General features: G+C 55.6%; 22 protein-coding genes and 2 tRNA genes. 4 read left to right on the top strand and 20 right to left on the bottom strand.

Annotated elements, in window-relative coordinates; translation table 11 throughout:
• Window positions 1–14 precede the first annotated feature (14 nt).
• From FRD01_RS18680 to FRD01_RS18650, 7 genes are all read right to left on the bottom strand, one after another.
• Window positions 15–87, bottom strand: a tRNA-Thr gene (locus FRD01_RS18680).
• Window positions 88–198: 111 nt separating this feature from the next.
• Entirely contained in the window at window positions 199–1,449 is a 1,251-nt protein-coding gene (locus tag FRD01_RS18675) for a leucine-rich repeat domain-containing protein (protein ID WP_146962449.1), read from the bottom strand.
• Complete coding sequence (gene rlmB / locus FRD01_RS18670; protein WP_146962447.1) at window positions 1,446–2,162, bottom strand: 23S rRNA (guanosine(2251)-2'-O)-methyltransferase RlmB; 717 nt, start codon at window positions 2,160–2,162, stop codon at window positions 1,446–1,448. Before rlmB ends, FRD01_RS18675 begins: the two co-directional genes overlap by 4 nt.
• Entirely contained in the window at window positions 2,159–2,878 is a 720-nt protein-coding gene (gene pyrF / locus FRD01_RS18665; protein ID WP_146962445.1) for an orotidine-5'-phosphate decarboxylase, read from the bottom strand. Before pyrF ends, rlmB begins: the two co-directional genes overlap by 4 nt.
• Window positions 2,879–2,881: 3 nt before the next feature.
• Window positions 2,882–4,612, bottom strand: a complete 1,731-nt coding sequence (locus FRD01_RS18660; protein WP_146962443.1) for a proline--tRNA ligase — start codon at window positions 4,610–4,612, stop codon at window positions 2,882–2,884.
• A gap of 54 nt (window positions 4,613–4,666) precedes the next feature.
• The gene (locus FRD01_RS18655; protein ID WP_146962441.1) at window positions 4,667–5,155 is read right to left on the bottom strand and encodes a 2-thiouracil desulfurase family protein; all 489 of its coding nucleotides are present in this window, start codon (window positions 5,153–5,155) and stop codon (window positions 4,667–4,669) included.
• The gene (locus FRD01_RS18650; protein WP_146962439.1) at window positions 5,152–7,620 is read right to left on the bottom strand and encodes a sulfatase-like hydrolase/transferase; all 2,469 of its coding nucleotides are present in this window, start codon (window positions 7,618–7,620) and stop codon (window positions 5,152–5,154) included. Before FRD01_RS18650 ends, FRD01_RS18655 begins: the two co-directional genes overlap by 4 nt.
• A gap of 598 nt (window positions 7,621–8,218) precedes the next feature.
• Here FRD01_RS18650 and FRD01_RS18645 point away from each other — a divergent pair.
• Window positions 8,219–8,455 (top strand): hypothetical protein, encoded by a 237-nt coding sequence (locus FRD01_RS18645; RefSeq protein WP_146962437.1) that lies wholly within the window; start codon window positions 8,219–8,221, stop codon window positions 8,453–8,455.
• On the opposite strand, the gene FRD01_RS18640 is transcribed toward FRD01_RS18645, so the two are convergent.
• The 6 genes from FRD01_RS18640 to panB all read right to left on the bottom strand — a co-directional run bounded on the left by FRD01_RS18640 (window position 8,439) and on the right by panB (window position 13,227).
• Window positions 8,439–9,404 (bottom strand): electron transfer flavoprotein subunit alpha/FixB family protein, encoded by a 966-nt coding sequence (locus FRD01_RS18640; protein WP_146962436.1) that lies wholly within the window; start codon window positions 9,402–9,404, stop codon window positions 8,439–8,441. The two genes, FRD01_RS18645 and FRD01_RS18640, sit on opposite strands and share 17 nt — an antisense overlap.
• A gap of 8 nt (window positions 9,405–9,412) precedes the next feature.
• Window positions 9,413–10,159, bottom strand: a complete 747-nt coding sequence (locus FRD01_RS18635; protein ID WP_146962435.1) for an electron transfer flavoprotein subunit beta/FixA family protein — start codon at window positions 10,157–10,159, stop codon at window positions 9,413–9,415.
• A 23-nt stretch (window positions 10,160–10,182) separates the two neighbouring features.
• The gene (locus tag FRD01_RS18630; RefSeq protein ID WP_146962433.1) at window positions 10,183–10,788 is read right to left on the bottom strand and encodes a TetR/AcrR family transcriptional regulator; all 606 of its coding nucleotides are present in this window, start codon (window positions 10,786–10,788) and stop codon (window positions 10,183–10,185) included.
• A gap of 84 nt (window positions 10,789–10,872) precedes the next feature.
• Window positions 10,873–11,547 (bottom strand): hypothetical protein, encoded by a 675-nt coding sequence (locus FRD01_RS18625; protein ID WP_146962431.1) that lies wholly within the window; start codon window positions 11,545–11,547, stop codon window positions 10,873–10,875.
• A 9-nt stretch (window positions 11,548–11,556) separates the two neighbouring features.
• The gene (panC, locus tag FRD01_RS18620; RefSeq protein WP_146962429.1) at window positions 11,557–12,426 is read right to left on the bottom strand and encodes a pantoate--beta-alanine ligase; all 870 of its coding nucleotides are present in this window, start codon (window positions 12,424–12,426) and stop codon (window positions 11,557–11,559) included.
• 3 nt (window positions 12,427–12,429) lie between these two features.
• Window positions 12,430–13,227 (bottom strand): 3-methyl-2-oxobutanoate hydroxymethyltransferase, encoded by a 798-nt coding sequence (gene panB, locus FRD01_RS18615; protein WP_146962428.1) that lies wholly within the window; start codon window positions 13,225–13,227, stop codon window positions 12,430–12,432.
• Between the two features lie 160 nt (window positions 13,228–13,387).
• Between panB and FRD01_RS18610 the strand changes: the two genes are divergently transcribed.
• Genes FRD01_RS18610 through FRD01_RS18600 form a run of 3 tightly spaced genes read left to right on the top strand, consistent with a single transcriptional unit; the run spans window position 13,388 to window position 16,490 of the window.
• Window positions 13,388–14,206 carry a hypothetical protein gene (locus FRD01_RS18610; protein WP_146962426.1) on the top strand — a complete coding sequence of 273 codons (819 nt, stop codon included), beginning with the start codon at window positions 13,388–13,390 and terminating at the stop codon, window positions 14,204–14,206.
• 2 nt (window positions 14,207–14,208) lie between these two features.
• Complete coding sequence (locus tag FRD01_RS18605) at window positions 14,209–15,621, top strand: OmpP1/FadL family transporter (protein WP_146962424.1); 1,413 nt, start codon at window positions 14,209–14,211, stop codon at window positions 15,619–15,621.
• On the top strand, window positions 15,618–16,490 hold the full coding sequence (locus FRD01_RS18600; protein ID WP_146962422.1) for a hypothetical protein: 873 nt from the start codon (window positions 15,618–15,620) through the stop codon (window positions 16,488–16,490). The genes FRD01_RS18605 and FRD01_RS18600 overlap by 4 nt, the downstream gene beginning before the upstream one ends.
• Here FRD01_RS18600 and FRD01_RS18595 read toward each other — a convergent pair.
• The 7 genes from FRD01_RS18595 to FRD01_RS18565 form a co-directional block, all read right to left on the bottom strand.
• Window positions 16,487–17,470 carry a hypothetical protein gene (locus tag FRD01_RS18595; protein WP_249755738.1) on the bottom strand — a complete coding sequence of 328 codons (984 nt, stop codon included), beginning with the start codon at window positions 17,468–17,470 and terminating at the stop codon, window positions 16,487–16,489. The two genes, FRD01_RS18600 and FRD01_RS18595, sit on opposite strands and share 4 nt — an antisense overlap.
• A 60-nt stretch (window positions 17,471–17,530) precedes the next feature.
• On the bottom strand, window positions 17,531–17,872 hold the full coding sequence (gene arsC / locus FRD01_RS18590; RefSeq protein ID WP_146962418.1) for an arsenate reductase (glutaredoxin): 342 nt from the start codon (window positions 17,870–17,872) through the stop codon (window positions 17,531–17,533).
• 33 nt (window positions 17,873–17,905) lie between these two features.
• Window positions 17,906–18,220, bottom strand: coding sequence for a hypothetical protein (locus tag FRD01_RS18585; protein ID WP_146962416.1), 315 nt, complete (start codon window positions 18,218–18,220; stop codon window positions 17,906–17,908).
• Window positions 18,217–19,134: a hypothetical protein gene (locus FRD01_RS18580; protein ID WP_146962415.1), complete on the bottom strand. Its 918-nt coding sequence runs from the start codon at window positions 19,132–19,134 to the stop codon at window positions 18,217–18,219. Before FRD01_RS18580 ends, FRD01_RS18585 begins: the two co-directional genes overlap by 4 nt.
• Window positions 19,122–19,895 (bottom strand): ABC transporter ATP-binding protein, encoded by a 774-nt coding sequence (locus tag FRD01_RS18575; RefSeq protein ID WP_146962413.1) that lies wholly within the window; start codon window positions 19,893–19,895, stop codon window positions 19,122–19,124. Before FRD01_RS18575 ends, FRD01_RS18580 begins: the two co-directional genes overlap by 13 nt.
• Before the next feature lie 3 nt (window positions 19,896–19,898).
• A complete protein-coding gene (locus tag FRD01_RS18570) occupies window positions 19,899–21,161 on the bottom strand; it encodes an ABC transporter substrate-binding protein (RefSeq protein ID WP_249755737.1) in 1,263 nt (420 codons plus the stop codon).
• 123 nt (window positions 21,162–21,284) lie between these two features.
• Window positions 21,285–21,357: transfer RNA gene (locus tag FRD01_RS18565), tRNA-Phe, on the bottom strand.
• Window positions 21,358–21,378: the final 21 nt, after the last annotated feature.

Below are 21,378 nucleotides of genomic sequence, written 5' to 3'. Positions count from 1 at the left end.
TGCCTGTGCTCCTAAGCTGGCGGTGGGACTCGAACCCGCAACCTGCTGTTTACAAAACAGCTGCTCTGCCAATTGAGCTACGCCAGCACTTTCGTACTTTCCACCGCCTTCCGGCAGCGGGGCGACAGTGATAATCACGACCGTGAAGTGTGTCAACATCGAAAAGATGCTTTTGTGTCCATTTTTTCGATTCGTGGATCAAATCGAAAAACGGACCCTGGTGTTGGGAAGCCAGGCGCGCACCTCTTCCTGTCTTGCTTCAGGGAGGCGCTGTTCGATGAGGTGGAGTTCATCCAGAAAGCCTAAGCTTTTGAGTTCGGCTGGCATTTTGGAAAATCCCCCTTGGGCAAAGGTCAGGACTTTGAGTTGTTTCATCGCAGAAAGCCGCTCTACAAAGCCCTTGAGCTTCTCTTCGTCTTCGCCGCAATGCCAAAAGCTGAGCCGCTCCAATGAGGGCATAGAGACCAGGGATTCTGGGAAATCTCTCAAAGCGCTCATGGTCAAGAAGATCTCTCGTAAATGAACCAAACCGGAGATCGCATCAGGGAGTTCTTTGAGGTTCACAAAACGCAAACTAAGGGTTTCCAACGTGTTGAGCTGGCCGATCTCTTCGGGAAGTTTGCGAATGGGGTTTCCGTCAAGGCTCAAGACCTTCAGGCTCTTCAAGGAGGCGATCCGCTGAGGAAGCACAGTAATATCGTTGAAATCTAGGACCAGGCGCTCCAAACCCTTCGCTTCGAAGACCTCTTCCGGAACCTCGAATAGGCCTGCGTCTTCAAGATCGAGGGTGAGCTTGGATGCGGTGTCGTCCAGATCGCTGAGGATTTGGAGACGTCTTGAAGATGGCTCTGCCTGGATGATTTCAAGCCCTGCGGCCATCCGCTCCCGAAGTTTGGTGAAATCACAATCCGCGGTCATTGGATCGTCCGGGCGGTCGAGAACGTGATCCACGAAGAGTTCACCGGCGAGCATGTTACTGGTCTTTAGCCCCTGGATGGGCCCGAAAGAAAAGTCAGACTTGGCATCGCCCACGACTTGAAGTGGAGCGCGCGCGATGAGGGCTCTGCACTCTAAGCCGCCACTGGCCAAGATCTTCCCGGAATCGGCGGATCCCGCAGCGATCACGCCTTTGACATCGATTCGGCCCGACGAGGCGAGCCGACTTTGAAAGTAGATTTCCTTGGCTTGGAGGTTGCCGAGAACGACGAGGAGCGTTCCGGCCTGGCTCAGGTCGAGGATAGAGCCCTCAACACTGAGATTGCCCCAGACGATCAGGGGCTTTGCACCTAGCTCTAGGCGCTCGAGCGATGTTTCACCATCGAGTAGCCCAAAAGGCCCCGACCATTCCGAGAGGATGGCTTGAAGCTGGGCGAAATCTGTTGAGACGTTCTTGGCTATTTCTAGCGCTTCCCCCAGGGAGATATCTCGCTCAACCGCGTTTTGGGTCATTTACATTGCCGTTTGATTTCATAGAGCAGGATGGCACTTGCGACGCCGACATTCAAGCTCTCAGTACCGAGCTTCATCGGAATAGATGTTCGGAAGTCGCACTTCTTTTCAACCAACGGTCGAATTCCCTTTTGCTCTGAGCCCATCACAAGCGCGGTTTTCATGCGGAAATCTAGGTCCCATGCGGGAGTTCCATCCATAAACGCGCCGACCGTCCAGAATCCATGCTCTTTGAGTTCATCGAGGCACCGAGCCACATTTGTGACTTGGGCCACGGGCACCCTGAAGGCCAGTCCAGCGGACGCGCGTACTACCACACCGGTGACGCTGGCCGCGCGGTCTTTGGGAACGATCACCGCATCTATACCCAATCCTGCCGCACTTCTTAGGATCGATCCGAAGTTCTGGGGGTCCTGGACCTGGTCGAGCACCAGTACACAGGCGTGTGGGTTTTCAGCGGTTCGCTCTATGACGCGTTCGAGAGGGGCGTAGTTGAAGGGATGCAGTTCGGCCGCGATCCCTTGATGATTACCGTCCACGAGCTCGTCTAGCGACGGTCCTGGGACGTGATCCACCTTCACACCATTGGCTTTTGATAGCTCAGCGATCCGCGCGAGCTCTTTTGCGCCCCATCTCGAAGAGATCAAACGATGAATCCGGTCTGGCACCAACTCCAGAACCTCTTCAACCGGATGTGTTCCGTAGATGATCATAGGCTCGCTCCGATCTCTTCAAGGGCTTGTAGGGGATCGCTCGCGAGGTAAACCGGCCGACCGATCACGATGAACGTGCTTCCGGCCTTCAGGGCTTGCGCCGCACTCATCGTTCGAGTTTGGTCGTCGCCTTTGATCGCTCCACTTCGGATACCTGGCGTCACAAAGACCGAACCGGTCGGCAGAACCCGAGCCAGACGTTCGACCTCTAGAGGGGAACAGACCACGCCATCGGCTCCTGCGTCGGTAGCCATTAAGGCGAGTTTCTCGGCGTAGTCTTCCAGGTTGGTTTGTACGCCAGCGAGGGAGAGTTCCATCGGACTCATGGAAGTTAAGGCCGTCACCGCCACCACCGTGGGTGGCAGCGGAACATCGCGTGTCCGTGCGCCCTGGCATGCTCCACGAACCATGTTCGGCCCGCCCGAGGCATGAACCGTCAGCAGGAAGATCGCAGGGTGTTGTGAGACGCTCGCACAGGCCTTCTCAACCACGCTTGGGATATCGTGGAATTTGAGGTCCAGAAAAACTCGAAGACCGAGCTTGTGGAGGTCGTCCAGAATCCGCGGCCCTGTTTGGGTGAAGAGATGACTTCCGACCTTAACCTTGTCGACGTGCCCCTTAATCTTGGCAGCAAGTTCGAGCGCGCCAGCCTCGGAGTCCAGATCGAGCGCCACGATGGCGTGCTTTTTGAGTAATATCGCCTGGCGCTCATCCATGATTTACCTCGAGAGTGCGTCTTGAACCTGTGCGTGAACGTGCGCCACGACATCGGCGATAGGGATATTCTGGGCCGATTCTTCGCGGCGCCCTTTAACCTCGACGATGCCCTCTTTGACCCCACGGCCACCCACGGTCACTCGAATTGGGATTCCGATCAGATCGGCATCTTTGAACTTGTTGCCTGGCCGCAAATCGCGGTCGTCGAGCAAGACCTCAACACCATGTGCTTTGAGTCCGGCGTAGATCTCGTCTGCAACCTTGACAACCTCTTCGTCTTGGACCTGCAAGGGTTGAACGATCACGTGATACGGCGCCACGGCCATCGGCCAGATGATGCCATTATCATCGTGGTTTTGCTCGATGATAGCGGCCAGCATTCGGGTGATCCCGATCCCGTAGCATCCCATTTCCATAGGACGTTGATTGCCTTCTTCATCCAGAACTGTAGCGTTCATGGCAGCCGAGTATTTGGTGCCAAGATAGAACACGTGGCCCACTTCGATACCTCGATGCGCGTCGAACGTGGACCCGCATCTGCCGCAGAGGTCTCCTCCCCGAGCCTGGCGAAGGTCAACGAACTCGGTCGGAGTATAGTCCCGGCCTACGTTCACGAAGAGGTGGTGGGCGTCTTCCTGGTTTGCGCCGCTGATGCCATCCTTAAGTGTGGAGAGCGCGAAATCAGCGAATACAGGAATCTTTAGCCCCACTGGACCTGCGTAGCCAACAGGCGCTCCGGTAGCCGCTTCGACCTCAAAATCGTGCGCCATGCGCAGCTCAGAGATTTCGCCGAACTTCGACTTTAGGAACGCCTTGACCTTGAGCTCGTTGGCTTCGTGGTCTCCACGAACGAGAATCGCCACGAGTTTCGAGTCCGCGCTATAAATCAGGGTTTTGATGAATTGATGCGGCTTCTTCTTAAGGAATTTAGAGACTTCTTCGATGGTGCGCTGCCCTGGAGTTTGGACCACGACGAGTTCCTTGGACTCGCTGTAATCCACCGTGCCCGCTTCGACGCGAATCTCTGCCTTCTCAACATTCGCCGTATAGCCACAGGACGGACAACTCACGATTTCGTCTTCGCCGGTTTCTGCCAGGACTTGGAATTCGTGTGAGCGTGAGCCCCCGATATTGCCGGTGTCTGCCTCAACCGCGCGGAACTCAAACCCGAGCCGCTCGCAGATTCTGTGGTAGGCCTCGAACATGATTTCATAGCTCTTTAGCGCGCCTTCGGCGTCGAGATCGAAGGAGTATGCGTCCTTCATGATGAACTCTCGTCCCCGCATCAATCCGAATCGCGGACGCACTTCGTCTCGGAACTTCGATTGAATCTGGTAGAGATTGATCGGTAGCTGCTTGTAGCTAGTGACCTCACCGCGCACGAGATCCGTAATGACTTCTTCGTGCGTGGGTCCGAGGCAAAAATCACTGCCTTTGCGGTCTTTGAATCTCAGAAGCTCCGGTCCGTATTGCTCCCAACGGCCCGACTCTTTCCAGAGCTCGGAGGGTTGAACTCCAGGCATCAAGACCTCTTGGGCCCCGGCCCGGTCCATCTCCTGGCGGACGATTTCCTCGATTTTCCTGACGCTTCGCCAGCCCAGGGGCATGAACGTGTAGATACCGCGGGCTATCATTCGCATGTACGCCCCCCGGATCAGGAGTTTATGACTAACGACCTCTGCTTCAGCAGGGTCTTCCTTTCGAGTGGGGATAAACATCTGAGACAAACGCATCGAAGCACCTCTTGTTGGGCCGTCGAGCGGAGTTATCCCAGCACTAAGTGCGTGTCAACGCCCCAAGGCTTGGTCAGCGAGTTCGAACTCGTCTTCAGAAAAGACCTCGATCCCATGCTGGCGCAGGAGTGCGGTGGTCACGCCCTCCCCTTCTTTCAGGGTTCGCGAGAAGGAGCCATCGTAGATCTGGGTGGAGCCGCACGAAGGAGATCGTGCCTTGAGGAGAGCGACTCGAATTCCGAGCTCTTCGCATCTGGCGAGTGCCGCTTGTGCGCCCTTCAGGAAGTACTCCGAGACGTCAGCGTTTCGTGTTCGGACCGCGGCATGACCGAGGACGACGTCCATACCCACGCCTCCAACAATCTCTGCAGGGGGCCTTGGAACGGGCAAGCCACCGGCACACTCTGGGCAGAAAGGCACAACTCGCTCCGCCTCAAGCCATCTGAGCAACACGGGGTGGGCGCTCTCGTTTGCAGCGCCGTCGTATCGGACCTTTTGCCCGATCAAGCAGGCGCTGACGAGGATTTTACTGGCGGCTTTCATCGGTTCATGAACTCTTCGAGAGCACGGCGAAGGCGTTGTGCGTCTTCCGGCTTCTCCTTGATCAAGTTCTTCTTCTCGCCTGGGTCTTCGGCCAGATTGTAGAGCTCCTCCGAGCCAGCTGAGAGGACTGAGATCATCTTCCAATCACCGAGCATGACTGCCTTGTGGTGTTCTTTCCAGCTTGTGTACGGAAGGAGTTCCGAGAAGATGGGCCGATCGGCGACCTCTTGGCCGAGCATGAGCGGAACGAGGCTCATTCCATCGTAATCTGAGGGCGCATCCTCACCGAGGAGATCGAGCAATGTGGGGCCCACGTCCAGGATAGACACTGGCGTCTTGATCATGCGGTGGTGCCAACCGGGAACTCTCACGATGAGTGGAACTCGGATCACTTCGTTGTAGAGCGTTTGTCCGTGAAAGTAGAACCCGTGTTCATTGAAAGCCTCGCCGTGGTCTGAGACCAGCACCGTAACAGTCTCATCCCAGAGGTCTTGCTCCTTAAATTTGTCTATGATTTTGCCGATGTAGGCATCGGTGTACGCGATCTCCGAGTTGTAGGCGTTGACTCGAGGATCCCCCTCTTTGCCGAAATCGTATTCTTTGTGATGAATCCAGCGGGCATGGGGCTCGAAAAGATGAACGACGAGCGTAAAGGGCGCGGCATCCCCGGACTTCTGCGTTTCAGCCAGCTTTTCGATCAGAGGCTCAGTGCGCGCCCAGATTCTCGGAGCGGCGATATCGTCATTTGAGGGGGCGATATCGAGCCAGCCGTCGTTGTTCCAGTTTTGAAAGCCCTGGTTGAGTCCGCGCTTCTCCTGAAAGTAGTGATGCGAGGTCTCGGCGTAATTCTGATGGCCTGATTCCGAGAGCACTTCGGCAAAGCTCGTGTTGTCAGGGTGAACTCTTGGGTAATTGTACTGGGCGCCGAGAAAGTTCATGCGGCTCGCGTATTTTCCGTAGAAGACAGCTGGGATGCTCCTCGGGGTGTGGGGCGACGTAGCGTAGGCGGAGAGGAAGGTGCTCGACTCGCGAGCAAGTTCGTCGATGCGCGGCGATGTATCACGCTCGTAACCGGCATATCCAAGGTGGTCGACTCTCAAGGTATCGACGAGGAGAATCAGAAGATTCTTAGGCGGATCGGGAATGTTTTCCTCAGCGCGTTTAAGCTCGGCCAGCGCTGTTTCGAAAGCTCGAGCGACCGCCTTTCTGGATGGGTGGTCATTACCCTGTGGAAGCTCAGAATCGGCCCCGGAGCAGCTTTCATCGATCCCGTTGCCTGGGGTGTCTCGAGCTCCTGGATAGATCTCGGCGTTGGTGTCATCACAGTCGCCTCCTCCGAAACGACCCGGAATCCCGTCACCGTCTGCATCCGAGAACGTCTGCAGAACACGAGCAAGGTCCGAGGTTAATGCCCCATGACGATTTGTGGCTTCTCGAAGCGTCTGGGTGGAACTTGCCCAATCGCCAGCCAGGTAAAATGAAGGCAACACGAGGAGGACAAACGCTAGAGGAAGTCCATACACCCATGCAATCCTGCGAATCTCCATGCGCCACATCGCGACGAAGACCAGAACCAATCCGGGACCAGCGACCAATGCCATCAAGAGGGTGGCGTGGCCCCAAACGTTGAGCCCTTTTGCCCAGAAGTAGGCTAGCGCCGTGGCGGCGGCAGACAAGACGGCGATCAAACCAAAAACAGGTCTGAGTGGTTTTTCCTTCTTTTCAAACAAGGGGAGAATTTTGGCGCAGGCCCACAGCACGAGGGCTCCACATAGGACGGCAGCTCCCCAGACAACAACCAGGAGGCCGGTTGCCTGTAACGACTTCGACTCAATGCCCGCGATGAGGAAGGTATGAGCTGCCCAGACGAGCGCACCGAGCAAACCAGACACCAGTGGTAACACTACCAATGTTGACGCCGTCAGTGCCTGAAGGCGCGAGGTCTCAAAGCTCGATTCCATGCGGGTGGTAATCGAATTTTTGAACGAGGGAGCGAGGGTGTGGAAAACCAGATGGACCAGCGCTGGCCAGACAAGTCCGGCGCCCACGGCGCCTACGGCAGCGATGGCGCCAAGCCCCAGGGCTTGGAACATGACTCGCTGAAACGCAGCGGTCACAAGGAAGTGGGTGGCTGCCACCAGAGCCGCCACGATCAGCGCTTGGATCGGCAGTGCAACAAGCGTTGCGCTGGCTACTTTCTTCCTAAATTCTAGTGCTTCAGCGTCAGTTCGATTCTCTTGAGCGACTTGAAACCATCCGGACCAGCTCGAACCGAGAATTCCGAGGACGGAACCTCCGAGGAGCAAGGGCAGACCCAAGATACCGAAAGCGACTAATACGAATCGCATGCCGGAATCGTCTGATGCTTGTTCGAGGGCTACCGACGCAGCGTCGAAGCTCCAGAACGTGAGAATCAGTGCGATTAAAGCAGCTGCGCGAATACCGTCAAAGAACGTCTTAGCCACGTCGATTCAACTCCATCTAAATCGGCGAGTACCCTTACCCAACTATTTTCCGGGCTGCAACGATTAGTGATTGCGTAGAAAAGCGAGATCCAAGAAACAAAAAAGAACCTCACGTTTGTGAGGTTCTTTTTAGGTCCACCGAAGGACTTGGCGTAGCCATGGAATATGCACCTGACTAACGGCCTGGGGGGAACGCATGATTGGCCGTCCCTCGATGGACTTTCAGTGTGTATTATGGGGAGTTAAGTGTCAACACACTTTTTATCAAAAAATTACACCAGAACTGTTTTTCCTAAAAACGGTCATTTAATCAACAGCTTAAGACCCACTACTTTTTTCACAATTTTCTTCATCGCGTTACCCAAGTGCAATACTGGCTCGTAGAGTTTGAGAAAGCTCAACATTCCCGGAGGTCCAAGTTGAAATACCCACTTTTGATTCTAGCTCTTTTGTTCACGAGCGCGCCAACCAGTGCGCAAGACGAAGCCAAATGCTCTGGCATTCGGTTTGAATGGCTCACCCTTGAGCTTGAGACTCGATCCATCGATTCCGAGATTCAAGAAATCGGAAGTGGAGTTGACGGCATCTTGTTTCAATTTTGGGATGTGGTGATAACGGACCTGATAAATGTGAGGAAGTTAAGACCTTTCACGTGGATTCCGGCTCGTATGAATACACGTACGAAGAGGCAAGGCCTTGGCCAGACGGTCAAGCTCTCGATGAATTTTCGGTGGAGATAGACCGTGACGCAGAACGCGTCACGGTCCGTTATCGTATCGACGACAAGGAAGTGGTCGAAACCTACAAGATCACAGGGTCTAACCTAGAGCCTTGATCTTCTGCGTGATGGCTGGAACTGCCTCGAACGCATCAGCGACCAAACCGTAGTCTGCGACCTGGAAGATCGGTGCTTCTGCATTGGTGTTGATCGCAACGATACACTTGGAACCTTTCATTCCAGCAAGGTGCTGAATGGCGCCCGAGATTGCGACAGCGAAGTAGAGGTTAGGCGCGACGACCTTACCCGTTTGTCCGATCTGCCAGTCGTTTGGCGCGTATCCGCTGTCCACGGCCGCGCGTGAGGCACCAACGGCACCGTTGAGCGAGTCCGCGAGCTCCATGATCATGCCGAAGTTTTCTCCGGACTTCAGACCACGTCCACCAGCCACAACTACGGCTGCATCCGTCAATTCCGGACGGTCACTCTTGACCTGATCGAAATTCACGAATTGCGCCGAATCCGATGCGCCTACGCCGGTAGATACGGCTTCGGTTGCGCACGGGCTAGCCCCTTCGATCGGGTCGAATTCTGTGGTTCGAACGGTCACGGCCTTAACAGGTGTGGTGACTTCCACAGTGGTGAGGACGTTTCCGGCCCAGAGTGGGCGCTTGAACTTGATTCCGCCGTCATCCCAGATCGCGATGGCGTCGGAGACCATACCGGCATTGAACTTCGCAGCGACGCGCGGCACGAGGTCTTTGCCGAATGTGCTCGCGGCACCACAAATGATTCCCACACCTTGATCTTGGGCGACCTTAACGATTGCCGGGGTGTAGTTTTCGGCGAGGTAGTTCGCGAACACAGCTGAGTCTTCGAAGAAGACCTTATCGGCGCCGCCGGCTGCGGCTTCAGCCACGATACCGGACACATTTTGGCCGAGGACGAGAACGTATACCTGGCCACCCGTAAGCTTCGCTGCTTCGCGGGCAAAGGTAATGGTGGAGAGAGTAACTTTTCTCAACTTGCCGCCCATATGTTCGGCAAGGACAAGTACGTTAGACATATTGACTCCTAAATAACTTTCGCTTCGTTTCTGAGAACCTGGATGAGTTCATCCACGGACTCGACAATTCGTCCTGCTTGACGCTCTTCTGGCGCCTCGTACTTGAGGACATTGACGCGAGGTGTCACGTCGACCCCGAGGGCGTCGGGAGTCAGGGTGTCGAGTTGCTTTCTCTTAGCCTTCATGATGCCTGGCAAGCTCGCGTAGCGCGGCTCATTGAGGCGAAGGTCAGCTGTCACAACTGCCGGAAGTTTAACGCGAACGGTGGTGGTACCGCCGTCGGTTTCACGTCCAACAGTGGCCCAACCGTCAGCGACGTCGAGGCTGAAGGCGAACGTGGCCTGTGGCAGGTCGAGGTAAGATGCAAGGAGCTGTCCGGCCTGATTTCGGTCGGAGTCCACAGCCTGTTTGCCCATGATGATGATATCAGGGTTTTCCTTGCGCACGACTTCCGCGAGTACTCGAGCGACAGCGTCGCTATCGAGTACAGCATCGGTTTCCACAAGGATTCCGCGGTCAGCACCCATCGCGAGCGCGGTGCGGATCTCTTTGGTCGCGTCTTGCGGTCCTACAGAAACCACGACAACTTCAGCGTCGTGCTTTTCTTTGAGTTTGATCGCCTCTTCGACGCCGTACTCATCGAACGAGTTCATCTTGTACTCGACGCCATCGGTCACAATGCCCGAGCCGTCTGGTTTGATCTTGACCTTCATGTCTGGGTCGGTGACCCGTTTGACAGTGGTGAGGATTTTCACAACTTCCTCCTACAGGAAAGGCGCTATCGCGCACGTAAGCCTTCAATAAACAGATCCGCCACCTGGCGGGTCTTCTCTTCTACTTGATGATTTTTCGAAAACGTGAGGGTTAGCAGCACTTCATCGAGCGCACCGAAGAGTGCGCGCCCAAAAAGTCTAGGGTCGATATCTTTGCGGATAACACCCTGCTCTTGCCCCACTTCAACAATACGTTCGAGGATCCTCAGATAATCCAAGAATCTCGGATTTTTGTATTCCTTCATGAACTTGGCACTCTGGCGAAGTTCCACGGTGATAAATTCGGCCAAATCGGGTTCTTCGAGGGCGAGCTTGAAGTGCATATCCACGACTTGCCGAAGCTTTTCGAAGACGTCGCCGGGTGAATCGGCCAGCTCGGTCTCGAGTCTTTCGATGACCCACTCCATGCGATCTTCGAAAAGCGAAATGAGGAGATCGTCCTTATTTTTGAAATAAAGATAAATCGTTCCGTCTGCGACACCGGCTTCCGAAGCGATTTCGGAAACTTTGGTGTTGTAGAATCCCTTTCGAGCGAAAGCTTTGAGCGCACCTTCGAGAATTCTCTGGCGCTTATCGTTCTGGGATTTTTGGACTTTTTCGACCTGTGCCATGTGGACTCGCCTGTCGACTGGGCCATCTACTGAATCACGGTTCAGTTTCTACGCCGTGACTTCGAGATGTGTCAAGGCGATTGCTCAACGCAACGTCCAACCTTGAGAAGCAGCGGAAGAATAGCGAGCATTTATGCACCCCTGGACCCTTCCTTCAGAGTTGTCGGACTCTTGGAGAAGGTTCTTTCCGAGGAGGATATCAAAGGTTAATTGGAGTCTAGAGCGATTGTTGTTCACGGCTTGAACGATGATTTCACCACCGACGGCATGGAAAACCTTGTCGTCTAGCTCGTTTGGCACATCATCTTGGTTTGAGTCGTAGGCGACCTGGACACAGGCCTTACCTTCGTTGAAATCACAATCGAAGCTATCGAGGGAGATTCGCGAGGCGCCTTCAGGGACGTTGGAAACGTCGATGATCTGAAGGGTTTTTTCGCCGTCAGCGGTGGCATTTGCCATCATATCGAGGAGTTGTTCGGTGGCCTGATTCTCAACAAAATTGAGGATCACTCTTCGCTCAGAGTTTCGGTACGGAACTTCGCCAAGCTCAATAAACATGCGACGATTGTCCACAAGCCCCCTCGCCTCTGCGGGTCGGTGCTCCCACACAAGAGGGGCGTCATCGGTCATGAGATCGCCCGCCACGAAGATCGGGGCATCCTCGGCGAGGCAGATCTCTTGTGGGGTAGGAGGGGCGTCATCGCTGCCGCAAGCGGTCAATAGGAAGGAGGTAGCGATCCAAAACTTCAAACATTTCATAACGACATCCTATTGCAATTCATGTGGCAGCGGTTTGTCGAGGCGGATGTTGTCGATCAGGCGCACGCCGCCTACATGTGCCGCCACGCACATAACCGCACCTACTTCACCGATGGAGGCGCTTGGCTCGAGCGTAATCGGATCCACACAATCTACGTAGTCGATTCGCGAGGCGTCTCTCAAGCCCTCTTGAAGCGTGTCTCGCGTCAGCGCAACGAGTACCGACCCGTTAGACTCTCCGGCGGCGAAGGCCGACCAAGCGCGCTTTAGCGAACGAGAGAGCGCCAGTGCTTCGATACGAGCTTCGGGACTAAGATTGTAATTTCGCGAAGACATCGCGAGGCCGTCGGACTCACGTGCTGTTGGCGCGGCTACAATCTCAATTGGCATGAGCAACTCGCGTGTCATGCGCGCGATCACGGCGGCTTGCTGGTAATCCTTTTGCCCGAAGACGGCGACCTGCGGCTGAACCGCGTTGAAGAGTTTTGTGACCACGGTGGTCACTCCGCGAAAGTGCCCTGGCCGACTCGCGCCGCAGAGATAGTCGGTTAGACCGAGTACCTCAACAAAAGTACTGCTCTCGAGACCTTCGGGATACATCTCGTCGGGAGTCGGCACAAAAAGAAGGTCCACGCCTACGGATTGGCACGCCTCGGTATCCTTCTCTAGCTGCCTCGGGTAGCGGTCGAAGTCTTCGTTGGGACCAAACTGAGTTGGATTTACGAAGATACTGACCACCACATGATCGGCCAATTCCTTAGCCGCGGTCATCAGCGAGAGATGGCCGGAATGCAGCGCCCCCATGGTCGGAACAAAGGCTACGCGCCCCATATCTTTTCGCGCTTCTCTGAGCTCTGCAATCGTTCTGGCGATCTTCATAGGCTAGAAAGAGTGTTCATCGGCCGGATACGAGTTTGCCTCGACCTCGTCCTTGTAGGCTTTGAGCGCATTTACACAGACGCTTTCGAGCTCGGCAAAATGCTTGAGGAAACGAGGTTTAAAGCTCGTGTTCAATCCCAGCAGATCGTAGATAACCAGAACTTGCCCGCTTGTTTTGGCGCCGGCGCCGATTCCGATGGTTGGAATACTAAGCGACTCTGTCACTCGCTGGGCCAAGTCAGCCGGCACCATCTCGAGGACCACCATGAAAGCGCCAGCGGCCTGTAGGGCCAACGCGTCTTGGAGGAGCTGCTCGGCCGCGTCTTCCTCGCGCGCTTGCACGTGGAAGCCCCCAAAGGCGTGTACGGATTGGGGAGTTAGGCCGAGGTGGCCGACCACGGGGATCCCAGCATCAACCATCCTCTTGACCATAGGTGCGACCCGCTCGCCGCCTTCGACCTTCACGGCCTGGGCACCACCTTCTTTCATGAGCCGGCCGGCGTTCATGAGACCGACCTCATCGCTCGCTTGGTAGGACATGAAGGGCATATCCGCGATGATGAGCGCACTTGAGTTTCCGCGAGCCACCGCACGCGTGTGGTAGATGATATCATCGACCTCTACCGGCAACGTGGTGTCATGACCCTGGATCACATTTCCGAGGCTATCGCCGATCAGAATCGTGTCGATTTCCGCCATTTCGACGAGTCTTGCGAAGGTAAAATCGTAACAGGTAACCATGGAGATCGCGCGTCCGGACGCGTAGATCTTTTGGATATCTCTGGTGGTCTTTCGGGCCATTTCAGCTACTCATTCTTCAATAATGCGGGACGGCATGGTTGCCTCCGACGCGGCGCATGGTAGGGGTGCGAGACCGAACGGTCAATCTTCGAGTCTGGTGTGATCTCTTTGACGACGAGCTCGATGGTGTTAAGGTTGAAGGGTGTTTGAGGTGAAGCCGATGAGAATCGCATACTTGCTAGTTGCAATGGGGTTGGGAGCCTGTGCAGTGGATGACGCCGAAGAGGTGGAATTTGCTCAGGAAAGCCGTACCCTTGAGTCGCGAGTGGGTACATTCCTGGCCGAGTATTCGCAGGGCTCCGATGGAACGGAGATTCACGCGCAATTCATCGTAACGCGCGGAATCAGTGCCGATCAGGCACTCGAGGCCTTGGACGTTTGGCGACCTTATACGGACTTGGAGATCGACGTCTGCGCGCTGAGTAATGCGCAGTCGCCAAGTGGTGAAGAGCGCGTTTCTCTCGAGCTTTTGGACGTCGGGCCGATCACCGTTGAAACGCACGATAGCCTTGCGGTGCTTGAAGCTCGAAGGCTTCCGGACATCTGGGACGGGGTTTCTGGCGTGGTTTATGGCACCGAGCGTGGCTTTGATTCCGAGGTCATCACGGTTCCCTATCAACTCGCTACAACGTACACGGTCAGCGCCCCTGGCGCGGAAATCTCTGGGTTTAGCGTCGAGCTTGAAGCCCCTGAGGTTCCTGAAATCATTGAACATGACTTCGGATCGTGGTCATGGGTTCCGGCAATGGAACCCGCCGATCAGATGTACGTCGAGGTGGAAGGCGTTGATGGGCAGGGTCGCATGGTTTGCCGAGTCGAGGACGACGGAGAGTTCGTCATCCCTATCCAATTGAAAGAAGCTGCCCGCGTCACGCTTCGTCGAATCAACGTCGCCGATCTTAGAATGGACGGGCTCGACAAGAGCGTGGCGATCTTCTCATCGAAGAACACTCGAACCATTTCCTTAAGAACCGAGTAATCGTGGACACGTTGAGGGTTCAGTTCGGCATTATTCTCGCTGGTTGTTTAGTTGCCTCGACCTCATTTGCCGGCCCGTTTGATCTCTACGGCGCTGGGCCGCGTGGGAGTGCCATGGGCGCTCAGTCTGCGAGCTCCGGGGATGCATGGTCGATCTATTACAATGTTGCAGGCCTCGCAGATTCTACGCCTGGCTTTAGTATTGGCGGCTTCGCGACCCACAATAACGCTCAGATCTTGCTCAAGGCGCGCCCCGGCGGGTACGAGATCCCGGATATCGAAGGAGCGCGCTACGGCACACCAAGCGGTGAAGAGCCCAACGCTCGGCGAGATACCGACGATATCGCTCCGATTTACGCGCTTCAGTTTAGCGGCGTGACCTCGCTTGGCATCGAGCGGCTGCGCCTGGGATTCATCGCCCATCTACCCACCACCGAACTCTTGGTCTTGAAGACCCATTTTGCCGATGAGCGCGAGCGCCTATCGAGCAACCAACTTCAGTTTGAACTGATCGATGGCCAATCTAGACGCTTTGCGGCAGAGGCTGGTTTGGCGTATCGGGCCACAGACTGGCTTTCGGTCGGGATTGGAGGCACCTTTCTCACAGGCGCCAACGTTGGGACAGATGTGTTTGTGCGAGACCCCACAGACCAATCGAATACCGATATCAATGCAGACGTGACCACCGAAAATCGCTGGGGATTGCTGGCCGGGGTCCAAGTTGCGCTGCCACTCAATCTTCGTCTTGGTCTGAGTTACCGGGGCCCAGTTTCATTTCGGATCCAGGGCGAGAATGAGATTTTGGTTTCCGGCGCGGCCGGCACCGAGACACAACGAATCGACTGGACGCCAAAATATAGTCCGAGCTCCTTCAATCTCGGTGCCTCATGGGAGATTGGCGCCTTTGAGATTGCTGCGGATGCTCGGTGGATCCGATGGAGTGAGTATCGAGACACACAATCGCAACGGCCAGAGTTTAGCGACGTGTTGAGCAGCAGGCTTGGGCTTGAATACGACACAAGCGATGAGAGCCGTCTGCGGCTGGGATTAGGCTGGGATCCGTCGCCGGTTCCCGATCAGACAGGTCGAACGAACTACGTGGATAACTCCAGATTCTTGGCATCCATCGGCTCATCGCACGACCTCTTGGTCGCGGGGCTTGGGCTTGAGTGGTCGTGGTTTCTTCAATTTCAGTTCTTGATGGAGCGAGAGACCGACAAAGTCGCGTTGGACACGCATCCCGAATGTGCCCCCGGCGTTAGCGAGATTTGTGATGAAGTGCCGGATTCGGCCATCAATCCTCAGACGGGCCTCGCCTATCCGGAAGCACAAGGGCTACAGACCGGTAATCCTGGTTTTCCGGGATACGTGTCTGGAGGCTGGATTGGAGCGTTGGGGATGGAGGTGCGGTTTTGAAGAAGCTTGCCCTTTTGAGCCTTTTTGTGACGGCGTGTTCGGTGGAGCGCGGCGAGTCTGATTGGGAGCCACAGGAGCTCGCGGACCTAGGTGTTGATTCTGAAACCTCGGAGTTCGCTCTCGGAGAGGGTCCCGGCGCGGGAACTATGGACGGCACGTGGCTGCAGGTCCATGAAGGCAGTACTTGCGTTTTGAACGACGAGCAGCTGACACACGCATGGTACCTCGTGCAAATCGAACAAGCGGGACGCTCATTGCGTGAAACACGAACAATTTGCCGCGTCGATTTGAGTCCGGTCCTCGGGCTGCGTGTCTTGATTCCAGAAGCCACACGAGATTCGATCGAGTTCATCGACCTAGACCGCGGATTTGTAAGCGATTTGAGATCTGGGGGCACCTATACCTCGTCCCTTGAGTTGGCCCTCTGGGGTGTCGAGCTCGAAGATCCCCTGTCCGAGGAGCTCCCTGACGATGGTGAAGATCCGAGGGTCGTGGATGCCGATGACGATGGGAATCCCGGCGTCACGTTTGCTATAGACGCGAGTTCGTGTTTGAGATTCGCGGGGCAGCGGCAAGCGATTCGATACTCCGGCACATTTGACGCGCCCAATTCAATCTCGGGCACCAGCGCCAATATCACCGATGTTGAGGCCTACGGGTCCACCGAGGTGCTTTGCGGAATCGCACCACCGATCAACTCAAATGATGCGCATTCAAAGTTTAGAATGGTCCGAATCGATGGACTCGGCGGCGCCCCCAATCTGGACGAGAATGAAGACGGCCAGATTACCTGTGACGAAGCTTCGGTGGCCTTCTTAGAGGTCATCGAGCGGCGCGAGGCGGACCGCGAAAGGTGCAAGAGGGATTAGATTCCCGAGAGACACGCGCTGAGTTCGTCAGTTTGCGCCCAACCACACGATCCGTTGTTGCAGCCACACGAGGTTGTTGGCTCGTCGTAGCAAGCGAACTCAGGGCGGTAGATGCAGATCGATGACACGGACTGGGCTGCGCAGATTTCACCACTGCAGCCGGTCTGCATACAATCGGCGTCCGTCACGCACTCACCTGCTGGAGGGTCGACCGGCTCGGGATCGACTGGCTCCGGCTCGGCACCACAGGTTGGTTCTGTGAAGGTCTCCCACTCTCCTGGTGCAAAGCATGGCGAGGGATAGGTACAGCACGTGCCGTCCACTGGATTCTGAGCATAGGTCTCCACGCCCGAACATCGAACCCAAGGTGCAGGGTTGACCCACTGACAGGAAGGCTCGGGGTTACAGGAACACGTTGCGCAACCGTTATGGTCAAGCTGGTTGCCGTTCTCGCAGTAGATGGCGCAGATATAGTCTCCACAAACATCTTCTTCTGGCTCGTCGCACGCACCACCGAGGCAGTCGAGAGAAACGAACATCTCTCCTCCGCGCCAGAAGTAGTCACGCACGAGCACCAGGTAAGTGCCCGACTCTGAGATCTCCACGTCGAGGCGGCTGTCCAATGTGCCTTCGCTGTCGTCGTTTACGGCGCGGACATTTCCCCAACCCCAATCGGTCTTTGGACCGTAGAGTCCGATCACGCTGTCAAAGCGAGGTGAGACGGCACCGGCGCTGATTGCCACGATATCGCCTTCGTCGAGCTGCATCTCGTAGCCGTAGTAATGGCGTCCGCGGGGAGCATAACGATCGAATACGACCTCGCCCATCGGCACTTCCTGCCTGAAGTCTGTGTAGAACGCCGTGAGGACGTCTGCCTTTTCATCCACTTGATTCGGCATTTCCGGTGCAGGCTTAGTGCCCTCTTCGGTTTCCGCACATCCAACCATTCCAATTACAATAAGTAACCACAACCATTTCATAAATATCCTCCACATGTGGGGCGGACACCTACATCATGGTTTTCGGCGAGTCAAATGCGGTCAAATGACTTCGAGTACATTTTCGGTTGGACGGCCGATCACCGCGCCCTTTGTGGAGATCACGATAGGCCTCTCGATCAATTTCGGCTCTTTGGTCATTGCGTCGATCAATGCCTCTTCGGTGGCCTCAGCGAGGTTTTGTTCCTTAAAGGCATCTTCCTTTGTCCGCGCGAGTTCATGCGCGGTGATGCCTAGGGATTTCAAAACGTCCTTGATGGCGGCCTTTGATGGAGGCTCCTTCATGTAGAGATAGATCTCGGTGTCGATGCCCTTCTCCTCGAGGAGTGCGAGGGCTTGACGGGACTTGGTGCATCGTGGGTTGTGCCAGATTTTTACTTTCATAGCTTCTACTCCTGCTACTAGTGGTTGTGTTGACTAGAGGCTGGGAATGAGGAAATCGGCGTCGCAAGGGGCCGAGCTGACGACCTCCCACACATCTCCCTTTTCTTCAACACGAAGCAGGTAGTGTTCAGCTCCAGACCTGAGCAGAACGTCGTACCCGCCGTCTCTGAGGTTGAGCCGTTCAGTCTGAACTGTGGAGTTGATCTGGGGATGATCTGCGACCCAAAGATTCACGGCAAGTTGCGGGTTGGAGGCGATCTGCGTTGCGTTGGTAGTGGCGTTGGTATCGGCCTTCTGAGTGCCAGCACAGCCACACAACAACAACGAGATCAGGACGAATGCTCTCATTGTACTACCAGGTTAATGACGGGTGGACGCTCGCTAAGGCCGCCAACCAATTCTAGTATTTCGATCGCACGACCCAGTGTGACGTCAGGTCCAATTCCGGCGACGATGAGCGGGCGAAGTGCCGACATCTCCTCGAGTTCTTTTCGAAGTGTCGAGAGATCTTTGGCGCAAAACGTCAGGCCCAAATCCGCGTGGCCAGCGGGACAATTGGTGGAATCAACACCCCCATCAAGCAGCCTGAACCCGATCGTCTTCTCCAGTGGATACACACCGAGCACGAATGCCGCGTCAGGTGGAATCGCAGAGAGCAATACGGGAGAGAAGGCTTCGAAGACTCTAAGGTCTTGACCCTTTCCGAGCACAAAATTGAGCCGAAAGTATCCAATCTCATAGGTAGAAAAGAGGACCTGCATCAGGTCGAGCACACTCGCCTTGGAGTCGACGATAAGGTCCATCTGACCGAGGCTTTGCTCTTCTTTCGTGATCTCGAATAACCAGCGTTTCGCGTGTTTTACGAGGTCTTCTTGCACGTTTAGCGAGTCGCCTTGAAGCTCGAGTCCACCAAAGGGAGTAATGACCCGCGCCCTTGTGACGATCAGCGGGAAGGCAGGGGTCCGTGCGTGGTCTCTCCAGGCGGTGCCACGATTCTGCGGCAATGCGCCACTTTTCGCCATAGATTGCAGTGCCGAGATGTACTCGGCTGAGGGTTCCCACACGACCTTTCCAGCACTAATTTTGACCGGATGGCGAGTTGAATTGCGCCAAACGTCTACGAGATAGTCGCCGGAGCCGAGGCGCTCGGCGCTCAAGACAAGTGCGCTTGAGTCCCAATTCTCTACCGATTGAAAGACGTCGTCTTGGGCCAAGAGTGGCCAAGGAAAGAGAAGTAGAAGGACGAGCACTAGGCGAGCCATCGCTTCCTCCTTCGATAGTGTTTGACGTTTCTGAAGGCGCCCTCTTCGTGGGCTCCCCCGAGGTAGAACTCCTGCATATCTTTGTCCTCGAGTAGGTCTTCTGAATTCCCGTCGAGGACAATCTTACCTGTTTCCATGACATAACCGTAGCTCGCTAGCCCTAAGGCGAGCCGAGCATTCTGTTCGACGAGCAAGACGGTGCAACCGTCTTGGTGGATCTCGCGAATCAGGTCCGCCACTTCTTGAACGATTTTCGGCGCGAGTCCGAGGGAGGGCTCATCAAGAAGTAACACCTTCGGCCTAGCCATCAACGCCCGAGCAATGGCGAGCATCTGCTGCTCACCACCGGAGAGATAGCCGGCTTTTTGGTCGCGCCTCTGACCCAGGATGGGGAATCGTTCGTAGAACGTGCTAGCGAGGCCGTCAGCGCGGTTTGAGTAGGCGCCGGCCCGTAGGTTCTCAGCCACCGTGAGGTCAGCGAGTATTCGGCGTCCTTCGAGGACCTGTGAGATTCCGAGGCGAACGATCTCGTCGGCACCTAGTTTGGTGAGATCCTGGCCTTTCCAAGTGATTTGGCCTTTGGTGATAGCACCATCGTGAACATTGAGTAGGCCGCTTAGTGCGCGCAAGAGGGTGGTTTTTCCAGCTCCGTTTGGGCCTAGGAGGGTGACGATTTCGCCTTCAGGAACCTGAAGGCTCGGTCCTTTTAGCACCTTAACAACTTGGTGGTAGACCACCTCAAGTCCGCTGACCACAAGCATGTTTTACTCGGCGGTGTACTTCTCGGGAGCCTCGTACGCGTCTACAACCTCCCAGGACTTCTCTTCCATCTTTGGCTTGAGCAGTCGGGTCTTGGTCGAGACGATGTAAGGGACCTTTGTGAGGTTCATCGGCTCGATAAGACCTTGTGCGTTGAAGGCATCCATCGAGTTAAGCTGGCTCACGACGCCTTCACGGGTCAGATCTTTTGCCTCGATGGCTTTCTTGATGGCTTCGAGGCCCTGAAGGCCTTGGATATAGGAAAGCAGAATGTAGGAATCTGGGCCTGATTTCTCTTTGCCGTACTTTTCATAGGCCTCGAGGAAAGGCTTCATTCCGGGAAGGTCCTCGCCCCAATACGGCAGGCCCGAGAGCAGGTAGAAGTTCGCGAAGACCGCGCCTGGAATCACTTCGGGCTCAAAGAAACGGTCCGTCCAACTTGGGGTCGAACCGTAGAAGACTGGGGCGTATTGGAGCTGCGCAGCGGTCCCGAGGATTGGCCCGGTTGCCGATGGCAAGACCGTCAAGAGGACGTGTGTGGCGCCGGCATCTTTGAGCGCGCTTACGACAGCGGCGAAGTCCTTTTGGCCAGGCGCGATGGTTTGTTTGGACACGACCTCGACCCCGTGGGCTTCGGCTGCTGCTTCCCAGCCATGGATTCCGTCTTGGCCGTAATCATCTTGTTGGTAGACGATTCCCGCTTTGACTTTATCGGCACCGCCCGCCATTCGCACGGCATGATCCATGCCGCGCATAGCCTCAAAAATATAGGCGGGCCCGGCTGGCGGGGTGAGCTTGTTCTCGGCCATTTTTGAGGAGAGCGAGGCGGGCTGAGCGATCATGGTGTCACGCTCAAGGCTCTTGAGGAGCGGAAGCGTGTTTGGGGTACCAAAGCTCGTGGTGATGTAGAGGACGTCTTCTTTGATCTCGTTGTACGCCTGCACCGACTTTTGAGGGTTGTAGCCGTGGTCGCGCTCGACGAGCTCAATGGTCCAACCTTCAGGGAGAAGTCCGGAGCCTCCGGCATTGACTTGCTCAGCCAGGATGCGCTTTCCGAGTGCGTAGGGTTTTCCGATTGCGGCCGCTGGTCCGCTTTCGTCGTTGAGGGCGCCGAGTTTGATTACCTTCTTCTCGAGATCCACACCTTTGTCCGTTTTGATCTCGGGTGCCTCAACCTTTGGAGCCTCAGTGTTTGCGGCTTCCTCGGCCTTCTTTTCGCATCCAACAAGTAGCCCGCACGAAACGAGCAAAACCATCAGTCGACTCATCATGTCCTCCAGAGCAGTTCGCAGTAGTTTTTAATCTTCAACGCGTTGATAACCCAAAACTTTCGACTTGTATACGAGCGCCCAAGAAACAAAAAAACCGGTCAAAAGACCGGTTTTTTTCTATGCGCAGGGGCGGGCTCGAACCGCCGACACCGGCCTTTTCAGGGCCGTGCTCTACCTACTGAGCTACCTGCGCAACCCCACGAGGGATGGGCGT

This window comes from Microvenator marinus, assembly GCF_007993755.1.
GTDB classification, from domain to species: Bacteria; Myxococcota_A; Bradymonadia; order Bradymonadales; family Bradymonadaceae; genus Allomicrovenator; species Allomicrovenator marinus.
This window is presented reverse-complemented; position numbering and strand designations above follow the sequence as displayed.